The sequence below is a fragment of the Pseudomonas sp. NLJ1 genome, from assembly GCF_049486705.1.
Taxonomy (GTDB): domain Bacteria; phylum Pseudomonadota; class Gammaproteobacteria; order Pseudomonadales; family Pseudomonadaceae; genus Aquipseudomonas; species Aquipseudomonas inefficax.
On sequence record NZ_CP137735.1, the window covers coordinates 1628273 to 1644567 of the forward strand.

Consider the following 16295-nt stretch of genomic DNA (forward strand, 5'->3'; position numbering starts at 1 on the left):
AATCAACATCCTGAAAGACTGTTTGGCTGTGGCCCGCCGCGATGTGCGGCGAATCTCCCGATCCCTGAGAACACAGCCTATGTCAGAAATGCATTCGGCGCTGCCTGCTGGCCAGCGCCGATGGGTATCAATGGATCAGACCGACCCGCGACAGGTTGGGCAGGTGGCTGAGTTTGGGCTCTGGCCAGCTCATCCACACCGCGAAGGCCTTGCCGACGATGTTCCGGTCCGGAACCATGCCGTGCAGTTCCTTCGGGATGTTCGGATCATCCCAGTAACGGCTGTCGTTGGAGTTGTCGCGGTTGTCGCCCATCATGAAGTAATGGCCTGCCGGCACGGTCCATTGCTGGTCCGGCGGCATGCGGTAACGGCTCATTTCCTTGCGGATCAGGTGTTCGGCCTCGCCGAGCTTTTCCTTGTACAGCTCGGCGCTGCCCAGGGTGCCCGGTTCGGTGCCCACCAGTTGTTCGGCAATTGGCTGGCCGTTGACGAACAACCGCTTGTCGCTGGTGTAGCGCACCTGGTCGCCCGGCAAGCCAACCACTCGTTTGATGTAGTTGACGTTCGGGTCGCTCGGGTAGCGGAACACCATCACATCACCGCGTTGCGGGTCACCCACTTCGATGACCTTCTTGTCGATCACCGGCAGGCGAATGCCATAGGAGAACTTGTTCACCAGGATGAAGTCGCCCACTTCCAGGGTCGGTTTCATCGACCCCGACGGAATCTGGAACGGCTCGACCAGGAACGAACGCAGCACCAGCACGATGAACAGCACCGGGAAGAACGACTTGCCGTATTCAACCAGCAATGGCTCCTTGCCCAGGCGCTCGACCACCGCCATCTCGGGCTGGCTGACGCTGCCCTGGTAGTTGGCGATTGCCGCACGCCGGCGCGGGGCCAGGAACAGCAGGTCGATCAAGCCCAGCAGGCCGCAGACGAAGACGGCGATGACTAGCAACAGCGGGAAATTTAGCGACATAGGACCTAGCTATCCAACCTGAGCACGGCGAGGAAGGCTTCCTGTGGAATCTCCACGTTACCCACCTGTTTCATGCGTTTCTTACCGGCCTTCTGCTTCTCCAGCAGCTTCTTCTTACGGCTGACGTCACCACCGTAGCACTTGGCCAGTACGTTCTTTCTGAGCGCCTTGACGGTTGTCCGCGCGATGATCTGGCCGCCGATAGCTGCCTGGATCGCCACATCGAACATCTGCCGAGGGATCAGTTCCTTCATCTTTTCGGTCAACGCACGGCCCTTGTAGGCCGCGTTGTCGCGGTGCACGATCAATGCCAGGGCATCGACCTTGTCGCCGTTGATCAGTACATCCAGCTTGACCAGGTTGGCCGACTGGTAGCGATCGAAATGATAGTCCAGCGAAGCATAGCCGCGGCTGGTGGACTTGAGCCGGTCGAAGAAGTCCAGCACCACTTCGTTCATCGGCAGGTCGTAGCGCACCTGCACCTGGCTGCCGAGGAACTGCATGTCGCGCTGCACGCCACGCTTCTCGATGCACAGGGTGATGACGTTGCCCAGGTGCTCTTGCGGCACCAGAATGGTGGCGGTGACGATCGGCTCGCGGAAATCGGCGACAGCTGAAACGTCTGGCAGCTTCGACGGGTTGTCGACGGTGATGGTTTCACCGGTTTTCAGTTCCAGCTCGTAGATCACGCTTGGCGCGGTGGTAATCAGGTCCAGGTCGTATTCGCGCTCCAGGCGCTCCTGGATGATTTCCATGTGCAGCATGCCGAGGAAACCGCAACGGAAGCCGAAGCCCAGGGCGTCGGAGCTTTCCGGCATGTACTGCAGCGACGAGTCGTTCAGGGTCAGCTTCTGCAGCGCATCGCGGAAGTCCTCGAAGTCGTCGGAGCTTACCGGGAACAGGCCGGCATAGACCTGCGGCTGGATCTTCTTGAAGCCTGGCAGCACCTCGACCTCAGGGGTCGTGGACAGGGTCAGGGTGTCACCGACCGGGGCACCGTGGATGTCCTTGATGCTGGCGATAATGAAGCCCACTTCGCCGGCCTTCAGGTCGGCGGTCTGGGTGTGCTTCGGGGTGAACACGCCCACGCTGTCGACCAGGTGCACCTTGCCGGTGGACTTGACCAGGATCTTGTCGCCTTTCTTGACGCGGCCCTGGCGCACGCGCACCAGCGAGACCACGCCCAGGTAGTTGTCGAACCAGGAATCGATGATCAGCGCCTGCAGAGGGGCGTCGATCTCGCCTTCAGGCGCCGGAATGGTATGCACCAGGCGCTCGAGCACCTCGTCCACGCCCATGCCGCTCTTGGCGCTGCAGGCCACGGCGTCGGTGGCGTCGATGCCGATGATCTTCTCGATCTCGTCCTTGACGCGATCCGGGTCGGCCTGGGGCAGGTCCATCTTGTTCAGAACCGGCATGACTTCCAGGCCCTGCTCGATGGCGGTATAGCAGTTGGCCACGGACTGGGCCTCGACACCCTGGCCGGCGTCCACGACCAGCAACGCGCCTTCACAGGCTGCCAGGGAGCGTGAGACTTCGTAGGTGAAGTCGACATGGCCGGGGGTGTCGATGAAGTTCAGCTGGTAGGTCTTGCCGTCCTGCGCCTTGTAGTGAAGCGTGACGCTGTGGGCCTTGATGGTGATACCGCGCTCACGCTCCAGGTCCATGGAATCGAGCACCTGGGCTTCCATTTCGCGTGCCGACAGGCCACCGCACATCTGGATGAAACGGTCGGCCAGCGTCGACTTGCCATGGTCGATGTGGGCGATGATGGAGAAATTGCGGATATGACTCAAATCACTCACGGGTCAACACTCGAAAAGGCTGCGAGCCGGACGCCCGCCGAAAAATAGCCGGGAATTGTACCTTAAGCTGCCGGGATATGGGAGATTCCTCTATCGGGCTGTGCACAGCATTCGCCCCGGCAATTGTGAATTTTCATGAAAAAGGGCAGCCGAAGCTGCCCTTTTCTCCTTGCGAACCCGCTTACTCAGCCAGCTTGAAGGTAATGAAGCTGGCACGGCCCTGACGCAGCACGCGCATCGACACCGAACGGTTCTTTGGCAGTTCCTTGGCGATTTCGGTGAATTCCTTCGCCGAACCGATGGCCTGGTTGTTCAGGTGGCTGATGACATCACCTGGGCGCAGGCCGATCATCGCGGCCGGGCCATCCTGGACTTCCTTGATGACCACGCCGCCCTTGAGTTCCAGGGCTTTCTTCTGCTCGGCGGTCAGGTCGGCCACCGAGACGCCCAGGCGGTTGCTGCTGCGCTCTGCGCTGCCTTCGGCACCGGTACCGATGTCGGCGTCTTCGTCGGGGAGTGCGCCAACGCTGATGTCGAGGTTCTGGCGCTTGCCGTTGCGGATGATCTCCAGCTTGGCCTTTTCGCCATCCTTGAGGCTGCCGACCAGATGCGGCAGGTCGGCCGACATGATGATCGGCTGACCGTTCATGCTCAGGATCACGTCACCCACCTGCAGGCCGCCCTTGGCTGCCGGGCCGTTTTCCAGCACCTGTGCCACCAGGGCACCGGCCGGCTTGTCCAGGCCGAACGATTCAGCCAGGTCCTTGTTGACTTCCTGGATCACCACGCCCAGCCAGCCGCGGCTGACCTTGCCGTCTTTCTTCAGCTGATTGGAGACATCAATCGCCACATCGATCGGAATCGCGAACGAAAGGCCCATGAAACCGCCGGAACGGGTGAAGATCTGCGAGTTGATACCCACTACTTCGCCATTCATGTTGAACAGCGGGCCGCCGGAGTTGCCCGGGTTGATGGCCACATCGGTCTGGATGAACGGTACGTAGGTGTCGTTGGGCAGGGTACGGCCCTTGGCACTGACGATACCTTTGGTCACCGAATGGTCGAAGCCGAACGGCGAACCGATGGCCAGTACCCACTCGCCCACCTTGAGCTTCTCGGAGTCACCCAGCTTGACGGTCGGCAGGTTCTTGCCCTCGACCTTGAGCAGGGCCACATCGGTGCGCGGGTCGGTGCCGACCAGCTTGGCTTGCAGCTCGCTGCGGTCCGACAGGCGGACGATGATCTCGTCGGCATCGGCTACCACGTGGTTGTTGGTCAGCACGTAGCCATCGCTGGAAATGATGAAGCCCGAACCCAGCGACTGGGCTTCGCGCTGGCGGTCGCCACGCGGCGAGCGTGGCTGCTGCGGCATATTGCGCTCGAAGAATTCGCGGAACATCGGCGGCAGGCCTTCCAGGTCGGGCATCTGCCCGGCGGCCATGCGGCGGTCCGGCAGTTTCTGCTTGGTACTGATGTTGACCACGGCCGGCGAGGCCTGCTCGACCAGGGTAGTGAAGTCCGGCAGGGCTTCCTCGGCCTGGGCGCTGAGCACCTGGCCGAGCATCAGCACGGCGGCGAACATCGATAGGTAGGATTTCAAGCGTGGTATTGACATACGGCTCCCGTCACAACGAGCGGTAGTTTAGAAAGGCCCCTGCACAAAGCAGGAAAGGCCAGGCTCCTAGAAGCCTGACCTATAGAAAATTTGCCGATGGATTGCAAATGACAATGCTTTAATTTCATTTCAGCGGCATGCCCGCGTGCCTTGCGTCAGGCCCGCAAAAGCGCGCCATCACTGGCGCGCCTGGCCATCCTGTGGGCGCATGGACAGCGCCACACGCTCTGCGGTACCCAGCGGAATTTCGCCGACCACGGTAACCATGACCTTACCCTTGGGGGTGTTGAGGCGACGGGAAACCGCCGAAGTCGGGCCTAGCTGAGTGCGCATGTCGGTCCCGCCCTCATCCTTTACCGGCTCGAGGAACACCGAGAAACGTGCCAGGCCATCGTCATACATCAGGCTGCTGACCGTGCTGTCCTGCTTCGGATCGCGGCGTACCGAACTGTTGACCAGTTCGAAACCAGGCGGCAGCCAGTCCGAGCGCCAGCCGGCGACCGTGTCATGGGCGCTAGCGGCCACATGCTGCACCGGCTTGCACGCAGTGCTGGCGCGCAGCTGGTCATCGCTGGGCGCTGCAGTATCGAGACGGGTCATCTGGAAGCGCTCCAGCAATTGCCCCTTGTCGTTGACCATCAACGAGCGCAGCGGCAGACCGGTAGCACGGTCCAGATGCAATTCGAAGGCATAGCGGTGCTGGTCGCGCGGGGTGAGCGTCACGATCACGGCATCGCGCCCGGCGACCCGTGACTTGCCCGCCACGCTCAAGTCATACCAGCCCATCAGTTTCAGTGGATCAAGCACACGCTGCGCGGTGTCCGGGGGCGCCGTCACACCACTGGCCAAGGCCCCGCTGACGCACTCTACCTTGCCATCCAGGCGCACGATCTCCTGGGCAGTACCATCGAGCTGCAACAGCCGCTCGCTGACCTTGCCGTCGTCGACCCTGTGCCAGATCTCGTGGGAAGAGAAACTGCCGTTGCGTTCGTAGACAAAAGAGCCTTGGTAGCTCTGCTTTTGCTCGGCCTGTGCCAGCTTGCTCAGCCACTCGCTCGCCTCGGGCGAGGAGTTGGCGGCCAACGCTGGCACCGTCATGCAGCTGCCAATCAGCAGCGACAGGAGAGGTAGCGCGCGCATGATCCTCCTTACTTAACGGTTTTCCAGGCTGGCGGCGCGGGCATATGGCAATGCGGTTTCAGTGCCCTTGAGCGCAGATTCCTGGGCATGCTGGCGCAGGTAGCCTGGCAGACGCTGATCCCAGCCGGCCTGGTTCTGCAGCACGCCGTTGGCCATCGGCCCGGTCGGTTGCTCACTGCTCTCACTATAGCCTGCCAAAACGGCGGGGCCTTGTGCTTGTGGCACACTCAGGCCTTGCTGGGCAGGTTGCTGGGCAGCAAGCTCGGCGCCAGTGATCTCGTCCTGGTTGTACATGCGCACACCGGCCAGCACCGCTACGGTGACCGAGGCAGCCACCGCCAGGCGGCCAATGCTGCGCCATGGCCCTTTCTTGGCCTTGGCCGGCACGGCTTCGTCAGCCAGCGCTGCAGACACCGCCGAGGCGATATCCAGGTCAGGCAGCAGCAGCTCCTTGTGCATGGCTGCGCGGGCAACCTGGTAACGCGACCAGGTGGCTCGGGTTTCAGCATCGTCTACGGCGTTCAACACACGACGCAGTTCAAGCTCGTCCGCTTCGTTATCCATCACCGCGGACAGCGATTCCTGCAAAGCTTCACGACTCATGGCGGTTCCTCTCTTGGCTGTCGCCGCTGTCTCAGGTTTCCTGCAGCAAAGGTTGCAGGGCTTTGTCTATTGCCTCCCGAGCGCGGAAGATTCGAGAGCGCACGGTACCCACCGGACATTGCATGACACTCGCAATGTCTTCGTAACTCAGCCCGTCGAACTCGCGCAGGGTCAGCGCCGTACGCAGGTCTTCGGGCAGTTGCTGGATGGTGCGATGGACAGTGCCTTCGATTTCATCCCGCAACAACGAGCGTTCTGGGGACTCGAGATCCTTGAGACCATGATCGCCGTCGTAAAACTCCGCATCCTCGGAGCTCACATCACTATCTGGTGGCCGTCTTCCACGGGACACCAGGTAATTCTTCGCCGTGTTGATGGCGATGCGGTACAGCCACGTATAGAACGCACTGTCGCCGCGGAAGTTGCCAAGCGCACGGTAGGCCTTGATGAAGGCTTCCTGTGCTACATCCTGGGCCTCGTGGGTATCGTGAACGAACCGCACGATCAACCCGAGAATCTTGTGCTGATACTTCAGCACCAACAGATCGAACGCTCGCCTGTCGCCGCGCTGAACGCGCTCGACAAGCTGCTGATCCTCTTCCTGGGTTAGCATGAACACTCCTCAGTGAACTCGAAGGAGCGCTGCATCAGCCATCGTTCAGGCTTGCAACCATAGACTCGGGCTTTGCGCAAAAGTTCTCCCCTCCAAGCAAGTTTCCTGCAGCCCTTGGTCGGCTTGCACGAAAGACGCGGCACGGTCACGGCCGGCTACGTCGATAATCAGGTTTCGAGTACGCAGGGACAGCCCGGACAGGCCTGCCGCCCTGCGTCGCCGCGGCAAGTTGTGGCGCGTGGGCAGCCTTCATAGGATTTGCGGCCATGCCGGAAAGTTCCCACAAAGGTTGTCGCGACCAGGCAAGTGGCATGGAAATTGGCCACCGGGGGCTGCTATAAAGGCAACCCGGCCAGCTTTAACGATAGTTTCACAATGCCATCGGCGCGTGACTATTGTGCCGCGCCCCCTCCAAAGAATACTAGTGTCCCGACATGAGCCAACAATTCCAACATGATGTCCTGGTGATCGGCAGCGGTGCCGCCGGTCTCAGCCTGGCACTGAACCTCCCCAGCCACCTGCGAGTCGCCGTACTCAGCAAGGGCGACCTGGCCAACGGCTCGACCTTCTGGGCCCAGGGCGGTGTCGCGGCAGTGCTGGACAATACCGATACCGTCCAGTCGCATGTCGAGGACACCCTCAATGCCGGCGGCGGCCTTTGCCATGAAGAGGCAGTACGCTTTACCGTCGAACACAGCCGCGAAGCCATCGAGTGGCTGATCGAGCAAGGTGTGCCCTTTACCCGTGACGAGCACTACAGCGTCGACGACGGCGGCTTCGAGTTCCACCTGACCCGCGAAGGCGGTCATAGCCACCGGCGCATCATCCACGCTGCCGATGCCACCGGCGCCGCTATCTTCACCACGCTGCTGGGGCAGGCCCGCCTGCGTCCGAACATCCAGTTGCTGGAGCAGCGCGTGGCGGTCGACCTGATCACCGAGCGTCGCCTCGGCCTGCCTGGCGAACGCTGCCTGGGTGCCTATGTGCTCGACCGCAACACCGGCGAAGTGGACACCTTCGGCGCGCGTTTCACCGTGCTCGCCACTGGCGGTGCGGCCAAGGTCTACCTGTATACCAGCAACCCCGATGGTGCCTGCGGCGACGGCATCGCCATGGCCTGGCGGGCCGGTTGCCGGGTGGCGAACCTGGAGTTCAACCAGTTCCACCCGACTTGCCTGTATCACCCACAGGCCAAGAGTTTCCTGGTCACCGAAGCCCTGCGCGGCGAAGGCGCCCTGCTGCGCCTGCCCAATGGCGAGCGTTTCATGCCACGCTTCGACCCCCGCGAAGAACTGGCCCCGCGCGACATCGTGGCCCGCGCCATCGACCACGAAATGAAGCGCCTGGGCGTGGACTGCGTTTACCTGGACATCACCCACAAGCCGGCCGACTTCATAAAGAGCCACTTCCCCACCGTGTACGAGCGCTGCCTGGGCTTCGGCATCGACATCACCCGCCAGCCGATCCCGGTGGTACCGGCAGCGCACTATACCTGCGGCGGGGTGATGGTCGACGATCGCGGCCACACCGATGTGCCGGGCCTTTATGCTATCGGCGAAACCAGCTTCACCGGCCTGCATGGCGCCAACCGCATGGCCAGCAACTCGCTGCTGGAATGCTTCGTCTATGGCCGTGCCGCTGCGGCCGACATCCAGGCGCACCTGGATGAAGTAACCATGCCCAAGGCCCTGCCCGGCTGGGACGCCAGCCAGGTCACCGACTCGGACGAGGACGTGATCATTGCGCACAACTGGGACGAACTGCGGCGTTTCATGTGGGACTACGTCGGCATCGTGCGCACCAGCAAGCGCCTGCAACGGGCGCAGCACCGTATTCGCCTGCTACTGGACGAAATCGACGAGTTCTACAGCAACTACAAGGTCAGCCGCGACCTGATCGAATTGCGCAACCTGGCGCAGGTGGCCGAATTGATGATCCTGTCCGCCATGCAGCGCAAGGAAAGCCGCGGGCTGCATTACACCCTGGATTACCCGGGAATGCTGGATGAGGCCAAGGACACTATTCTTAGTCCGCTCTGAAAGTTGTAGCGCCTGCGAGATCGAGCGCCGCCCGCGCGGCGCTCGATCTCGCAGGCGCTGTAGCTGCCACGACGAACACCTGTCAGCCCTGACTCGCCCCCACCTCGCCCCACCTGCGCCGACTGAATTTCAGCCGCACCCGCAAACGCCGATGCTCATCAGCGCCCATTGCATCCCCCGGTACGCACTGGCTCTGCCCCATCCATCGCTCCGCCCGTACAAAGCGCAACACCACCAGCCCCGGCAACGCCACGCTGTCCCGGCACAAGCGCACCGGCTGCCAGCCACGGGCACGGCTGAACACCTGCCAGCCGCGCACATCACGGCGCAGGCCGACAACGGCATGCTCATGCGTCAGCAGAATACGTCGGGGAATGGCCCAGCCAGCGTGGGCAATACAGGCGATGACAACAGCAAGGGCCGGCCACCTGGGCAGCGGGCTCGCCCATACGGCGAGCCAAGCCAGTACCTGGCAACCCAGGTAGGCCGCCAGCAGCAGGCGCGAGCCTTGCCAGCGGCACTCGAAGCACTCACTTGGGCTGGACACGGTCCAGGATGATGCGGACCATGCGCTGCAGCTCCGGGTCTTCGGACTCGGTGCGTTCCATGAACCAGCCGAACATGTCCTGATCCTCGCAGCTCAACAGGCGCACGTAGAGTTCACGGTCGGTCTCGTTGAGAGTGGGGTAGACTTCCTGGGTGAAAGGCACCAGCAGTACGTCCAGTTCCAGCATGCCGCGGCGGCTGTGCCAGAAAAGCCGGTTGAGTTCAGTTTGTTCGACCATGGGGCCCTCCTCGAATGGCCCGCCAGTATACAGCCAGGCGAGCGAAGCGGCACCGGGCGTTGGTCTAGTCAACTACCTATTTTGTTACCGGCGTTCTATGATGGCCGCCAGTCTTTAGCCACCGCGATGACCCATGGCCGATTCCGCTTTCTTCTGCCCCCTGTCCCACGAGGGCATCCTCGCCGTCCGCGGCTCCGATGCAGGCAAGTTCCTGCAAGGCCAGCTGACCTGCAACATCAACTACCTCAGCCCGGAATACGCCAGCCTTGGCGCCCGCTGCATGGTCAAGGGCCGCATGCAATCGAGTTTCCGCATCCTGCCCGAAGGCAACGGCTATCTGCTGGCCATGGCCAGCGAGCTGCTCGACGCCCAGCTGGCCGACCTCAAGAAGTACGCCGTGTTCTCCAAGGCCACACTGACCGATGAAAGCGCTGCCTGGGTACGCTTCGGCCTGCAAGGCGGCGATGCAGCGCTGCAGGCCCTGGGGCTCGATGTGCCTGCGGCAGCCGGCAGCACCGTGCGCCACGACGGCTTGATCGCCATTGCCGTGTCCGCTGGCCGCGTGGAACTGTGGGTACCTGCGCAGAACGCCGACAGCGTTCGCCAGGTGCTGGCCGCCACGCTGCCCGAAGGCAGCCTCAACGACTGGCTACTGGGGCAGATTCGCGCCGGTATCGGCCAGGTCATGGGGCCGACCCGCGAGCTGTTCATCCCGCAGATGATCAACCTGCAGGCCGTCGACGGCGTCAGCTTCAAGAAAGGCTGCTACACCGGCCAGGAAATCGTTGCCCGCATGCAATACCTGGGCAAGCTCAAGCGCCGCCAATACCGCCTGGCCCTGGACCAGCAGGCCATTCCGGCCCCGGGCGCCGAGATCTTCTCGCCCACCCATGGTTCGTCGGTCGGTGAAGTGGTCATTGCTGCCAGCAACGGCACAGGCTGCGAACTGCTGGCGGTGCTCAGCGCCGAAGCGGTGGAAGACGACAACCTGCATCTGGGCAGCCTGGAAGGCCCGCGCCTGCAGGTGCTGACCCTGCCCTACGAACTGGACCGCGACCGGGAAATCCAGCGCTGACCAGCCTGCCCCGCCTACGTGGCGGGGCCGCACCACCACTGCGGTAGACACGCCCATGAACAAGCTGGCCGAGATGGTTCAAGCACAATTGCTCGATGCCATCGAAAAGGATGACCTGGTCCTGCCCACCCTGCCCGAGGTTGCCTTGAGCATCCGCGAGGCAGCTGAAGACAGCGAGATCAGCGTAGCGGCCCTGAGCAAGGTGATCGGTCGCGACGCGGCCCTTTCAGCGCGCCTGATCAAGGTCGTCAACAGCCCGCTGCTGCGCGCGGCGGTCGAGGTCACCGACCTGCACACCGCCATCACGCGGCTGGGCATCAACTACAGCTGCAACCTGGCCATTGGCCTGGTGATCGAGCAGATTTTCCACGCCCGGGCGCCGGCGGTGGAGCAGAAGTTACGTGATATATGGGCCAACAGCCTTGATGTGGCTGGCATCAGCTACGAAATATGCCGCCGCTTCACCCAGCTCAAGCCCGACCAGGCTACCCTCGGCGGGCTGGTCAACCAGATTGGCGCGCTGCCAGTGCTGATCTATGCCGAAGAGCACAACGAACTGCTGTCGGACCCTGTGTGCCTGCATTATGTGATCGAGCAGATCCAGCCGGTGCTGGGCGACAAGATCCTCAAGGCCTGGGAGTTTCCGGAGCAACTGGTCAACCTGCCGAGCCAGGTGCAGGACCTGGACCGGCAGACCGACAAGATCGACTACATCGACATCGTGCAGATCGCCCGCTGCATCAGCCAGCGCGGGCGCCACCGGCCGCTGGCCGCACTACCGGCATACCGCCATCTGGGCCTGCCGTACGGCACCGAGCTGGAAGTGGGTGAACTGATCGAGGCGCGGAGCATGTTGCGCTGACCGGTGTCAGCCTGTGCCGGCCTTTTCGCGGGTAAACCCGCTCCCACAGGACCGCCTCGCTGCTGAAGGCTGCGCTGTACCTGTGGGAGCGGGTTCACCCGCGAAAGGGCCGGTACAGGCAACACATCAATCCGCGATAAAGCTCACCCGCACCCGCAACCCGCCATTCGCACCGTCATGCAGACTCACCTGCGCCAGGTGCGCCCGGCAGATCTCGCCGACAATCGCCAAGCCAAGCCCGCTTCCCTGCGCACTGCGCCGGTAGAAGCGCTCGAACACCCGTTCACGCTCGGCCTCGGGAATCCCCGGCCCGTCATCCTCTACCTCCAGCACCGCCGGCGCCATCACCCGCAAGATCACGTTGCCACCCGCTGGCGTATGGGCCAGTGCATTGTCCACCAGGTTGCTCAACAGCTCGTTGAGCAGCGTCGGCTCCCCCTTCAGCCACACCGGCGCCTCGGCCTCCAGAGCCAGTGCCACCCCGCGCTTGTGCGCCAGCGGTGCCATGGCCATGCCCAACTCACGAGCCAACTGGCTCAAGTCCAGGCGTTGCGCCCCGCCTTCGGCAATCGCCCGCGCACCGTTCTCGACCCGCGCCAGCGATAGCAGCTGGTTGGCCAGGTGGGTCAGCCGATCAGTGCCCTGGGCCGCAGACTCAAGCGTCTGCCGCCACTCCTGCGGCTCGGCTGAACGCAAGCCCAGCTCGACACGCGCCTTCAGCGCGGCCAGTGGCGTGCGCAACTCGTGGGCGGCATCGGCGATGAACTGCGCCTGGCGCTCGAACTGGCCACGCAAACGCTCGGTGAAATGGTTCAAGGCCCGCACCAGTGGGCTCAGCTCACGCTGCACCTGTACCACCGGCAACGCCCGCAGGTCGTCCGGCTGGCGCTCTTCTACCGCCGTGCGCAGGCGCTCCAGCGGTCGCAATGCGGCACTCACGGCAAACCACACCATCACCAGCGCGCCCAGCGCCAGCATGCCCAGGCGCAGCAGCGTGTCGGTCATCAGGTCACGGGCCATGCGCACCCGCGCTTCCTCGGTCTCGGCCACACGGATTTCCGCCATGCCGTTCATGTTCGGTTCGCTGACCGCCTTCAACAGGCTGACCACACGTACATCCTGGCCCTGGTAGGTGCCGTTGTAGAAGCGGGCCAGCGCCGGGTAATCGTCGGTACGCGGCGTGCCTGGCGGCGGCGGCGGAAGGTTTTCATAACCGGAAATCAGCCGCTGCTGGATATCCAGTACCTGGTAGTAGATGCGCCCGGCACTGTCGTAGGCGAAGGTGTCCAGGGCCACATAGGGCACATCCGCACTCAGCGAACCATCGCGCTGGGACAGGCCTGCGGCAATGGTCCGCGCCGAGGCCAGCAAGGTCCGGTCGTAGGCGGTATCGGCGGCCTCGCGACCGTTCCAGTAGGCGCTCAGGCCGCTGGCCAGCATCAACACCACCAGCAACAAGGCCAGGTTGCCGAGCAAGCGCCCACGCAGGCTGCCATTGTCACGCATCGCGGTGCTCGAGCAGGTAGCCCAGGCCACGGAAGGTGACAATGGCCACCGGGTGGCCGTCGAGCTTCTTGCGCAGGCGGTGGATGTAGATTTCGATGGCGTCAGGGCTGGCTTCTTCGGCCAGGCCGAACACCTGGGCGGCCAGTTGCTCTTTGCTCATCACCCGGCCCGGACGGGCGATCAGCGCTTCCAGTACGCTTTGTTCGCGCGAGGTCAGGGTCAGGTTGTCGCCACCCAGGGTGAAACGCCGAGTGTCCAGGTCGTACACCAGCGGCCCGCAGCGTTGCTGGCGCTCGCCACCAAGCACGCTACGCCGCAGCAGGGCCTTGACCCGTGCTTCCAGTTCGGTCAGCTCGAACGGCTTGGCCAGGTAGTCGTCGGCCCCCAGGTTCAGGCCGTGGACCCGGTCCTTGACGTCGCTGCGCGCGGTCAACATCAGCACCGGCAGGGTCTTGCCACGGCCGCGCAGGCGCGCCAGCACCTCGAAGCCGTCCATGCGCGGCAAGCCGACATCCAGCACGGCCACGGCATATTCCTCGCTGGCCAGGGCCAGGTCGGCGGCCACGCCGTCATGCAGCACATCCACGGTAAGGCCATGGCTTTTCAAGGCCTGGGCCACGCTTTCGGCCAGTTGCAGGTGGTCTTCGACCAGCAGCACACGCATCGGATTCTCCCTGCTCGGGTGGGACGGTGGCGCGGAGTGTACCGCTGTCGGCAGGCCTGTGAAGCCCTGTCGACAAACCTTTCACGCTGAAAGGTTAGCGAAAGGTTGGTTACCTAGCATCGCACTACGGCTGCCCTTCGCGCCGAAAAAAGCACCAGCAAGGTGCAACGAATAAGAACAATAAACGGAGCCATCAGTGATGCTGTCATCGCAACCGCAGGCGTTCGCGCCTACCCGTTCCTTTGCCGCACGCCCCTCCGCCATCGCCAGCGCCCTTGCGCTTGCCGGTGTCGCCCCGATGAGCCAGGCCGCCTTCTTCGAAGACAGCACGGCCACCTTCGAAACCCGCAACATGTACTTCAACCGCGATTTCCGCGACGGCACCAGTGCGCAGCAATCCAAGCGCGACGAGTGGGCGCAGGGCTTCATCCTCAATTTCGAGTCTGGCTACACCGATGGCACCGTAGGCTTCGGCCTGGATGCGCTGGGCATGCTCGGCATCAAGCTCGATTCCAGCCCCGACCGTACAGACACCGGCCTGCTGCCGACCCACGATGACGGCAAGGCTGCCGATGAGTATTCCAAGCTTGGCCTGACCGGCAAGGTGAAGATTTCGCAAACCGAACTGAAAATCGGCACGCTGATCCCGGAATTGCCGACCCTGCAGCCAAACGACGGGCGCATCCTGCCGCAAACCTTCGAGGGCGGCCTGCTTACCTCGAAGGAAATCAAAGGCCTGACCTTCACCGGCGGGCGTCTGGACAAGGCCAAGGACCGCAACGACACCAACTGGGAAGACCTGGCCCTGAACAACAAGAACGGCCGCTTCGGTGGCTCGTTCAGCGCTGATAACCTGACTCTGGGCGGCCTTGATTACCAGTTCACCGATCGCATCACCGGCAGCTACCACTTTGCCCAACTAGACGACATCTACCGCCAGCACTTCATCGGCATGGTCGCCACCCAGCCATGGGGCCCAGGCACCTTCGGCGCAGACCTGCGCCTGGCCGTGAGTGACGACGCCGGTGCCGCCAAGGCCGGCAACATCGACAACACCACCGTCAACGGCATGCTCAGCTACGCCCTGGGCGGGCACAAGGTCAGCGCCGCCTGGCAGCAGCTGTCTGGCGAAAGCGCCTTCCCGTACGTCGATGGTGCCGACCCGTATCTGGTCAACTTCGTCCAGATCAACGACTTCGCCGGTGCCGACGAACGCTCCTGGCAGGCGCGCTACGACTACAACTTCACCGCGCTCGGCGTGCCCGGCCTGACCTTCATGACGCGCTACATCAGCGGCGACAACGTCAGCCGCGCCGCCGGTGGCGAGGGCAAGGAGTGGGAACGCGATACCGAGATGAAGTACGTGGTACAAAGCGGCCCGTTGAAGAACGTCGCCGTGCGTTTGCGCAACGCCACCTTCCGCTCCAACTTCGCCCGCGATGCCGACGAAGTGCGGCTGCTGGTGAGCTACAGCGTGGCCCTTTGGTAAGCCAACAGCAGTAACCCGATAACAACAATACTCACGGAGATTGACGATGACCCTTTCACTGCGCCGCCTCGTCCTCGCTACCAGCTGCCTGCTGTTGGCCGGCAATGCCCTCGCTGCCGAACCGAAACGCCCCGAATGCATTGCCCCCGCCTCGCCAGGCGGCGGCTTCGACCTGACCTGCAAACTGGTGCAGAGCGCCCTGGTGCAGGAAAAGATCCTCACCAAGCCGATGCGCGTCACCTACATGCCCGGCGGTGTCGGCGCGGTGGCCTACAACGCCGTGGTCGCCCAGCGCCCGGCCGATGCCGGCACCCTGGTGGCCTGGTCCAGCGGTTCGCTGCTGAACCTGGCCCAGGGCAAGTTCGGCCGCTTCGACGAGAACGCGGTGAAATGGCTGGCCGCCGTCGGCACCAGCTACGGCGCCATCGCGGTGAAAAGCGACTCGCCCTACAAGACCCTCGACGACCTGGTCGCGGCGTTGAAGAAAGACCCGAGCAAGGTGGTGATCGGCTCCGGCGGTACGGTCGGCAGCCAGGACTGGATGCAAACCGCCCTGATCGCCAAGGCCGCCGGTATCAACCCGCGTGACCTGCGCTATGTGGCCCTGGAAGGCGGCGGCGAAATCGCCACGGCGTTGCTGGGCGGGCATATCCAGGTAGGCTCGACCGACATCTCCGACTCCATGCCGCACATTCAGAGCGGCAACATGCGCATCCTCGCGGTGTTCTCGGAAAACCGCCTGGACGAGCCCGAGATGAAAGACATTCCCACCGCCAAGGAACAGGGCTACGACATTGTCTGGCCAGTGGTACGCGGCTTCTACCTGGGGCCAAAGGTAAGCGACGAGGACTACGCCTGGTGGAAACAGTCGTTCGACAAGATGCTGGCCTCGGAAGACTTCGCCCAGCTGCGTGACCAGCGCGAGCTGTTCCCGTTCGCCATGACCGGCGCCGAGCTGGACGTCTATGTGAAGAAGCAAGTGGCTGACTACAAGGCATTGGCCAAGGAATTTGGCCTGATCCAGTAAGCCTCCACGACCTGTCACAGCCCCCTGTGGGAGCGGGTTTACCCGCGAATGCCTCAGCTCGGACAGCACCGTTGTGGCGCCTGACGCTTT

The 16295-nt window shown here is 63.1% G+C and carries 15 protein-coding genes; 5 read left to right on the plus strand and 10 right to left on the minus strand.

The window, feature by feature from the left end; all coding sequences use genetic code 11:
• Positions 1-127 precede the first annotated feature (127 nt).
• From lepB to rpoE, 6 genes are all read right to left on the minus strand, one after another.
• Positions 128-982, minus strand: coding sequence for a signal peptidase I (gene lepB / locus R9B85_RS07225; protein ID WP_003258486.1), 855 nt, complete (start codon positions 980-982; stop codon positions 128-130).
• A gap of 5 nt (positions 983-987) precedes the next feature.
• The gene (gene lepA / locus R9B85_RS07230; protein ID WP_112250540.1) at positions 988-2787 is read right to left on the minus strand and encodes a translation elongation factor 4; all 1800 of its coding nucleotides are present in this window, start codon (positions 2785-2787) and stop codon (positions 988-990) included.
• 181 nt (positions 2788-2968) lie between these two features.
• On the minus strand, positions 2969-4369 hold the full coding sequence (locus tag R9B85_RS07235; RefSeq protein ID WP_370290353.1) for a DegQ family serine endoprotease: 1401 nt from the start codon (positions 4367-4369) through the stop codon (positions 2969-2971).
• Positions 4370-4579: 210 nt separating this feature from the next.
• Positions 4580-5542 carry a MucB/RseB C-terminal domain-containing protein gene (locus tag R9B85_RS07240; RefSeq protein ID WP_112250538.1) on the minus strand — a complete coding sequence of 321 codons (963 nt, stop codon included), beginning with the start codon at positions 5540-5542 and terminating at the stop codon, positions 4580-4582.
• Positions 5543-5554: 12 nt separating this feature from the next.
• The gene (locus R9B85_RS07245) at positions 5555-6145 is read right to left on the minus strand and encodes a sigma-E factor negative regulatory protein (protein ID WP_112250536.1); all 591 of its coding nucleotides are present in this window, start codon (positions 6143-6145) and stop codon (positions 5555-5557) included.
• Between the two features lie 31 nt (positions 6146-6176).
• A complete protein-coding gene (gene rpoE / locus R9B85_RS07250; RefSeq protein ID WP_003252049.1) occupies positions 6177-6758 on the minus strand; it encodes an RNA polymerase sigma factor RpoE in 582 nt (193 codons plus the stop codon).
• Positions 6759-7192: 434 nt separating this feature from the next.
• Here rpoE and nadB point away from each other — a divergent pair, with 434 nt between their 5' ends.
• A complete protein-coding gene (gene nadB, locus R9B85_RS07255; RefSeq protein ID WP_112250534.1) occupies positions 7193-8797 on the plus strand; it encodes an L-aspartate oxidase in 1605 nt (534 codons plus the stop codon).
• 82 nt (positions 8798-8879) lie between these two features.
• On the opposite strand, the gene R9B85_RS07260 is transcribed toward nadB, so the two are convergent.
• Positions 8880-9344, minus strand: coding sequence for a protein YgfX (locus R9B85_RS07260; RefSeq protein WP_112250532.1), 465 nt, complete (start codon positions 9342-9344; stop codon positions 8880-8882).
• Complete coding sequence (locus R9B85_RS07265) at positions 9328-9582, minus strand: succinate dehydrogenase assembly factor 2 (protein ID WP_003252043.1); 255 nt, start codon at positions 9580-9582, stop codon at positions 9328-9330. The genes R9B85_RS07260 and R9B85_RS07265 overlap by 17 nt, the downstream gene beginning before the upstream one ends.
• Before the next feature lie 133 nt (positions 9583-9715).
• Between R9B85_RS07265 and R9B85_RS07270 the strand changes: the two genes are divergently transcribed.
• A complete protein-coding gene (locus tag R9B85_RS07270; protein ID WP_112250530.1) occupies positions 9716-10657 on the plus strand; it encodes a YgfZ/GcvT domain-containing protein in 942 nt (313 codons plus the stop codon).
• A gap of 55 nt (positions 10658-10712) precedes the next feature.
• Positions 10713-11519: an HDOD domain-containing protein gene (locus R9B85_RS07275; protein ID WP_015271603.1), complete on the plus strand. Its 807-nt coding sequence runs from the start codon at positions 10713-10715 to the stop codon at positions 11517-11519.
• Positions 11520-11645: 126 nt separating this feature from the next.
• Here the strand turns inward: R9B85_RS07275 and R9B85_RS07280 are convergent, their stop codons facing one another.
• Both R9B85_RS07280 and R9B85_RS07285 read right to left on the minus strand, forming a co-directional pair.
• On the minus strand, positions 11646-13025 hold the full coding sequence (locus R9B85_RS07280; protein ID WP_112250526.1) for a sensor histidine kinase: 1380 nt from the start codon (positions 13023-13025) through the stop codon (positions 11646-11648).
• A complete protein-coding gene (locus R9B85_RS07285; RefSeq protein WP_112250524.1) occupies positions 13018-13689 on the minus strand; it encodes a response regulator in 672 nt (223 codons plus the stop codon). The genes R9B85_RS07280 and R9B85_RS07285 overlap by 8 nt, the downstream gene beginning before the upstream one ends.
• Positions 13690-13888: 199 nt before the next feature.
• On the opposite strand from R9B85_RS07285, the gene R9B85_RS07290 reads away from it, so the two are divergent.
• Positions 13889-15178: an OprD family porin gene (locus R9B85_RS07290; protein ID WP_423770939.1), complete on the plus strand. Its 1290-nt coding sequence runs from the start codon at positions 13889-13891 to the stop codon at positions 15176-15178.
• Between the two features lie 40 nt (positions 15179-15218).
• Positions 15219-16205: a Bug family tripartite tricarboxylate transporter substrate binding protein gene (locus R9B85_RS07295; RefSeq protein WP_370290216.1), complete on the plus strand. Its 987-nt coding sequence runs from the start codon at positions 15219-15221 to the stop codon at positions 16203-16205.
• The last annotated feature ends 90 nt before the right edge of the window (positions 16206-16295 follow it).

Bases quoted from the DNA above. Each gene is read 5' to 3' on its own strand.
- lepB (WP_003258486.1), bottom strand. From the start codon at position 982: ATGTCGCTAAATTTCCCGCTGTTGCTAGTCATCGCCGTCTTCGTCTGC.
- R9B85_RS07235 (WP_370290353.1), bottom strand. From the start codon at position 4,369: ATGTTCGCCGCCGTGCTGATGCTCGGCCAGGTGCTCAGCGCCCAGGCC.
- R9B85_RS07240 (WP_112250538.1), bottom strand. From the start codon at position 5,542: ATGCGCGCGCTACCTCTCCTGTCGCTGCTGATTGGCAGCTGCATGACG.
- R9B85_RS07245 (WP_112250536.1), bottom strand. From the start codon at position 6,145: ATGAGTCGTGAAGCTTTGCAGGAATCGCTGTCCGCGGTGATGGATAAC.
- rpoE (WP_003252049.1), bottom strand. From the start codon at position 6,758: ATGCTAACCCAGGAAGAGGATCAGCAGCTTGTCGAGCGCGTTCAGCGC.
- nadB (WP_112250534.1), top strand. From the start codon at position 7,193: ATGAGCCAACAATTCCAACATGATGTCCTGGTGATCGGCAGCGGTGCC.
- R9B85_RS07265 (WP_003252043.1), bottom strand. From the start codon at position 9,582: ATGGTCGAACAAACTGAACTCAACCGGCTTTTCTGGCACAGCCGCCGC.
- R9B85_RS07270 (WP_112250530.1), top strand. From the start codon at position 9,716: ATGGCCGATTCCGCTTTCTTCTGCCCCCTGTCCCACGAGGGCATCCTC.
- R9B85_RS07275 (WP_015271603.1), top strand. From the start codon at position 10,713: ATGAACAAGCTGGCCGAGATGGTTCAAGCACAATTGCTCGATGCCATC.
- R9B85_RS07280 (WP_112250526.1), bottom strand. From the start codon at position 13,025: ATGCGTGACAATGGCAGCCTGCGTGGGCGCTTGCTCGGCAACCTGGCC.
- R9B85_RS07285 (WP_112250524.1), bottom strand. From the start codon at position 13,689: ATGCGTGTGCTGCTGGTCGAAGACCACCTGCAACTGGCCGAAAGCGTG.
- R9B85_RS07290 (WP_423770939.1), top strand. From the start codon at position 13,889: ATGCTGTCATCGCAACCGCAGGCGTTCGCGCCTACCCGTTCCTTTGCC.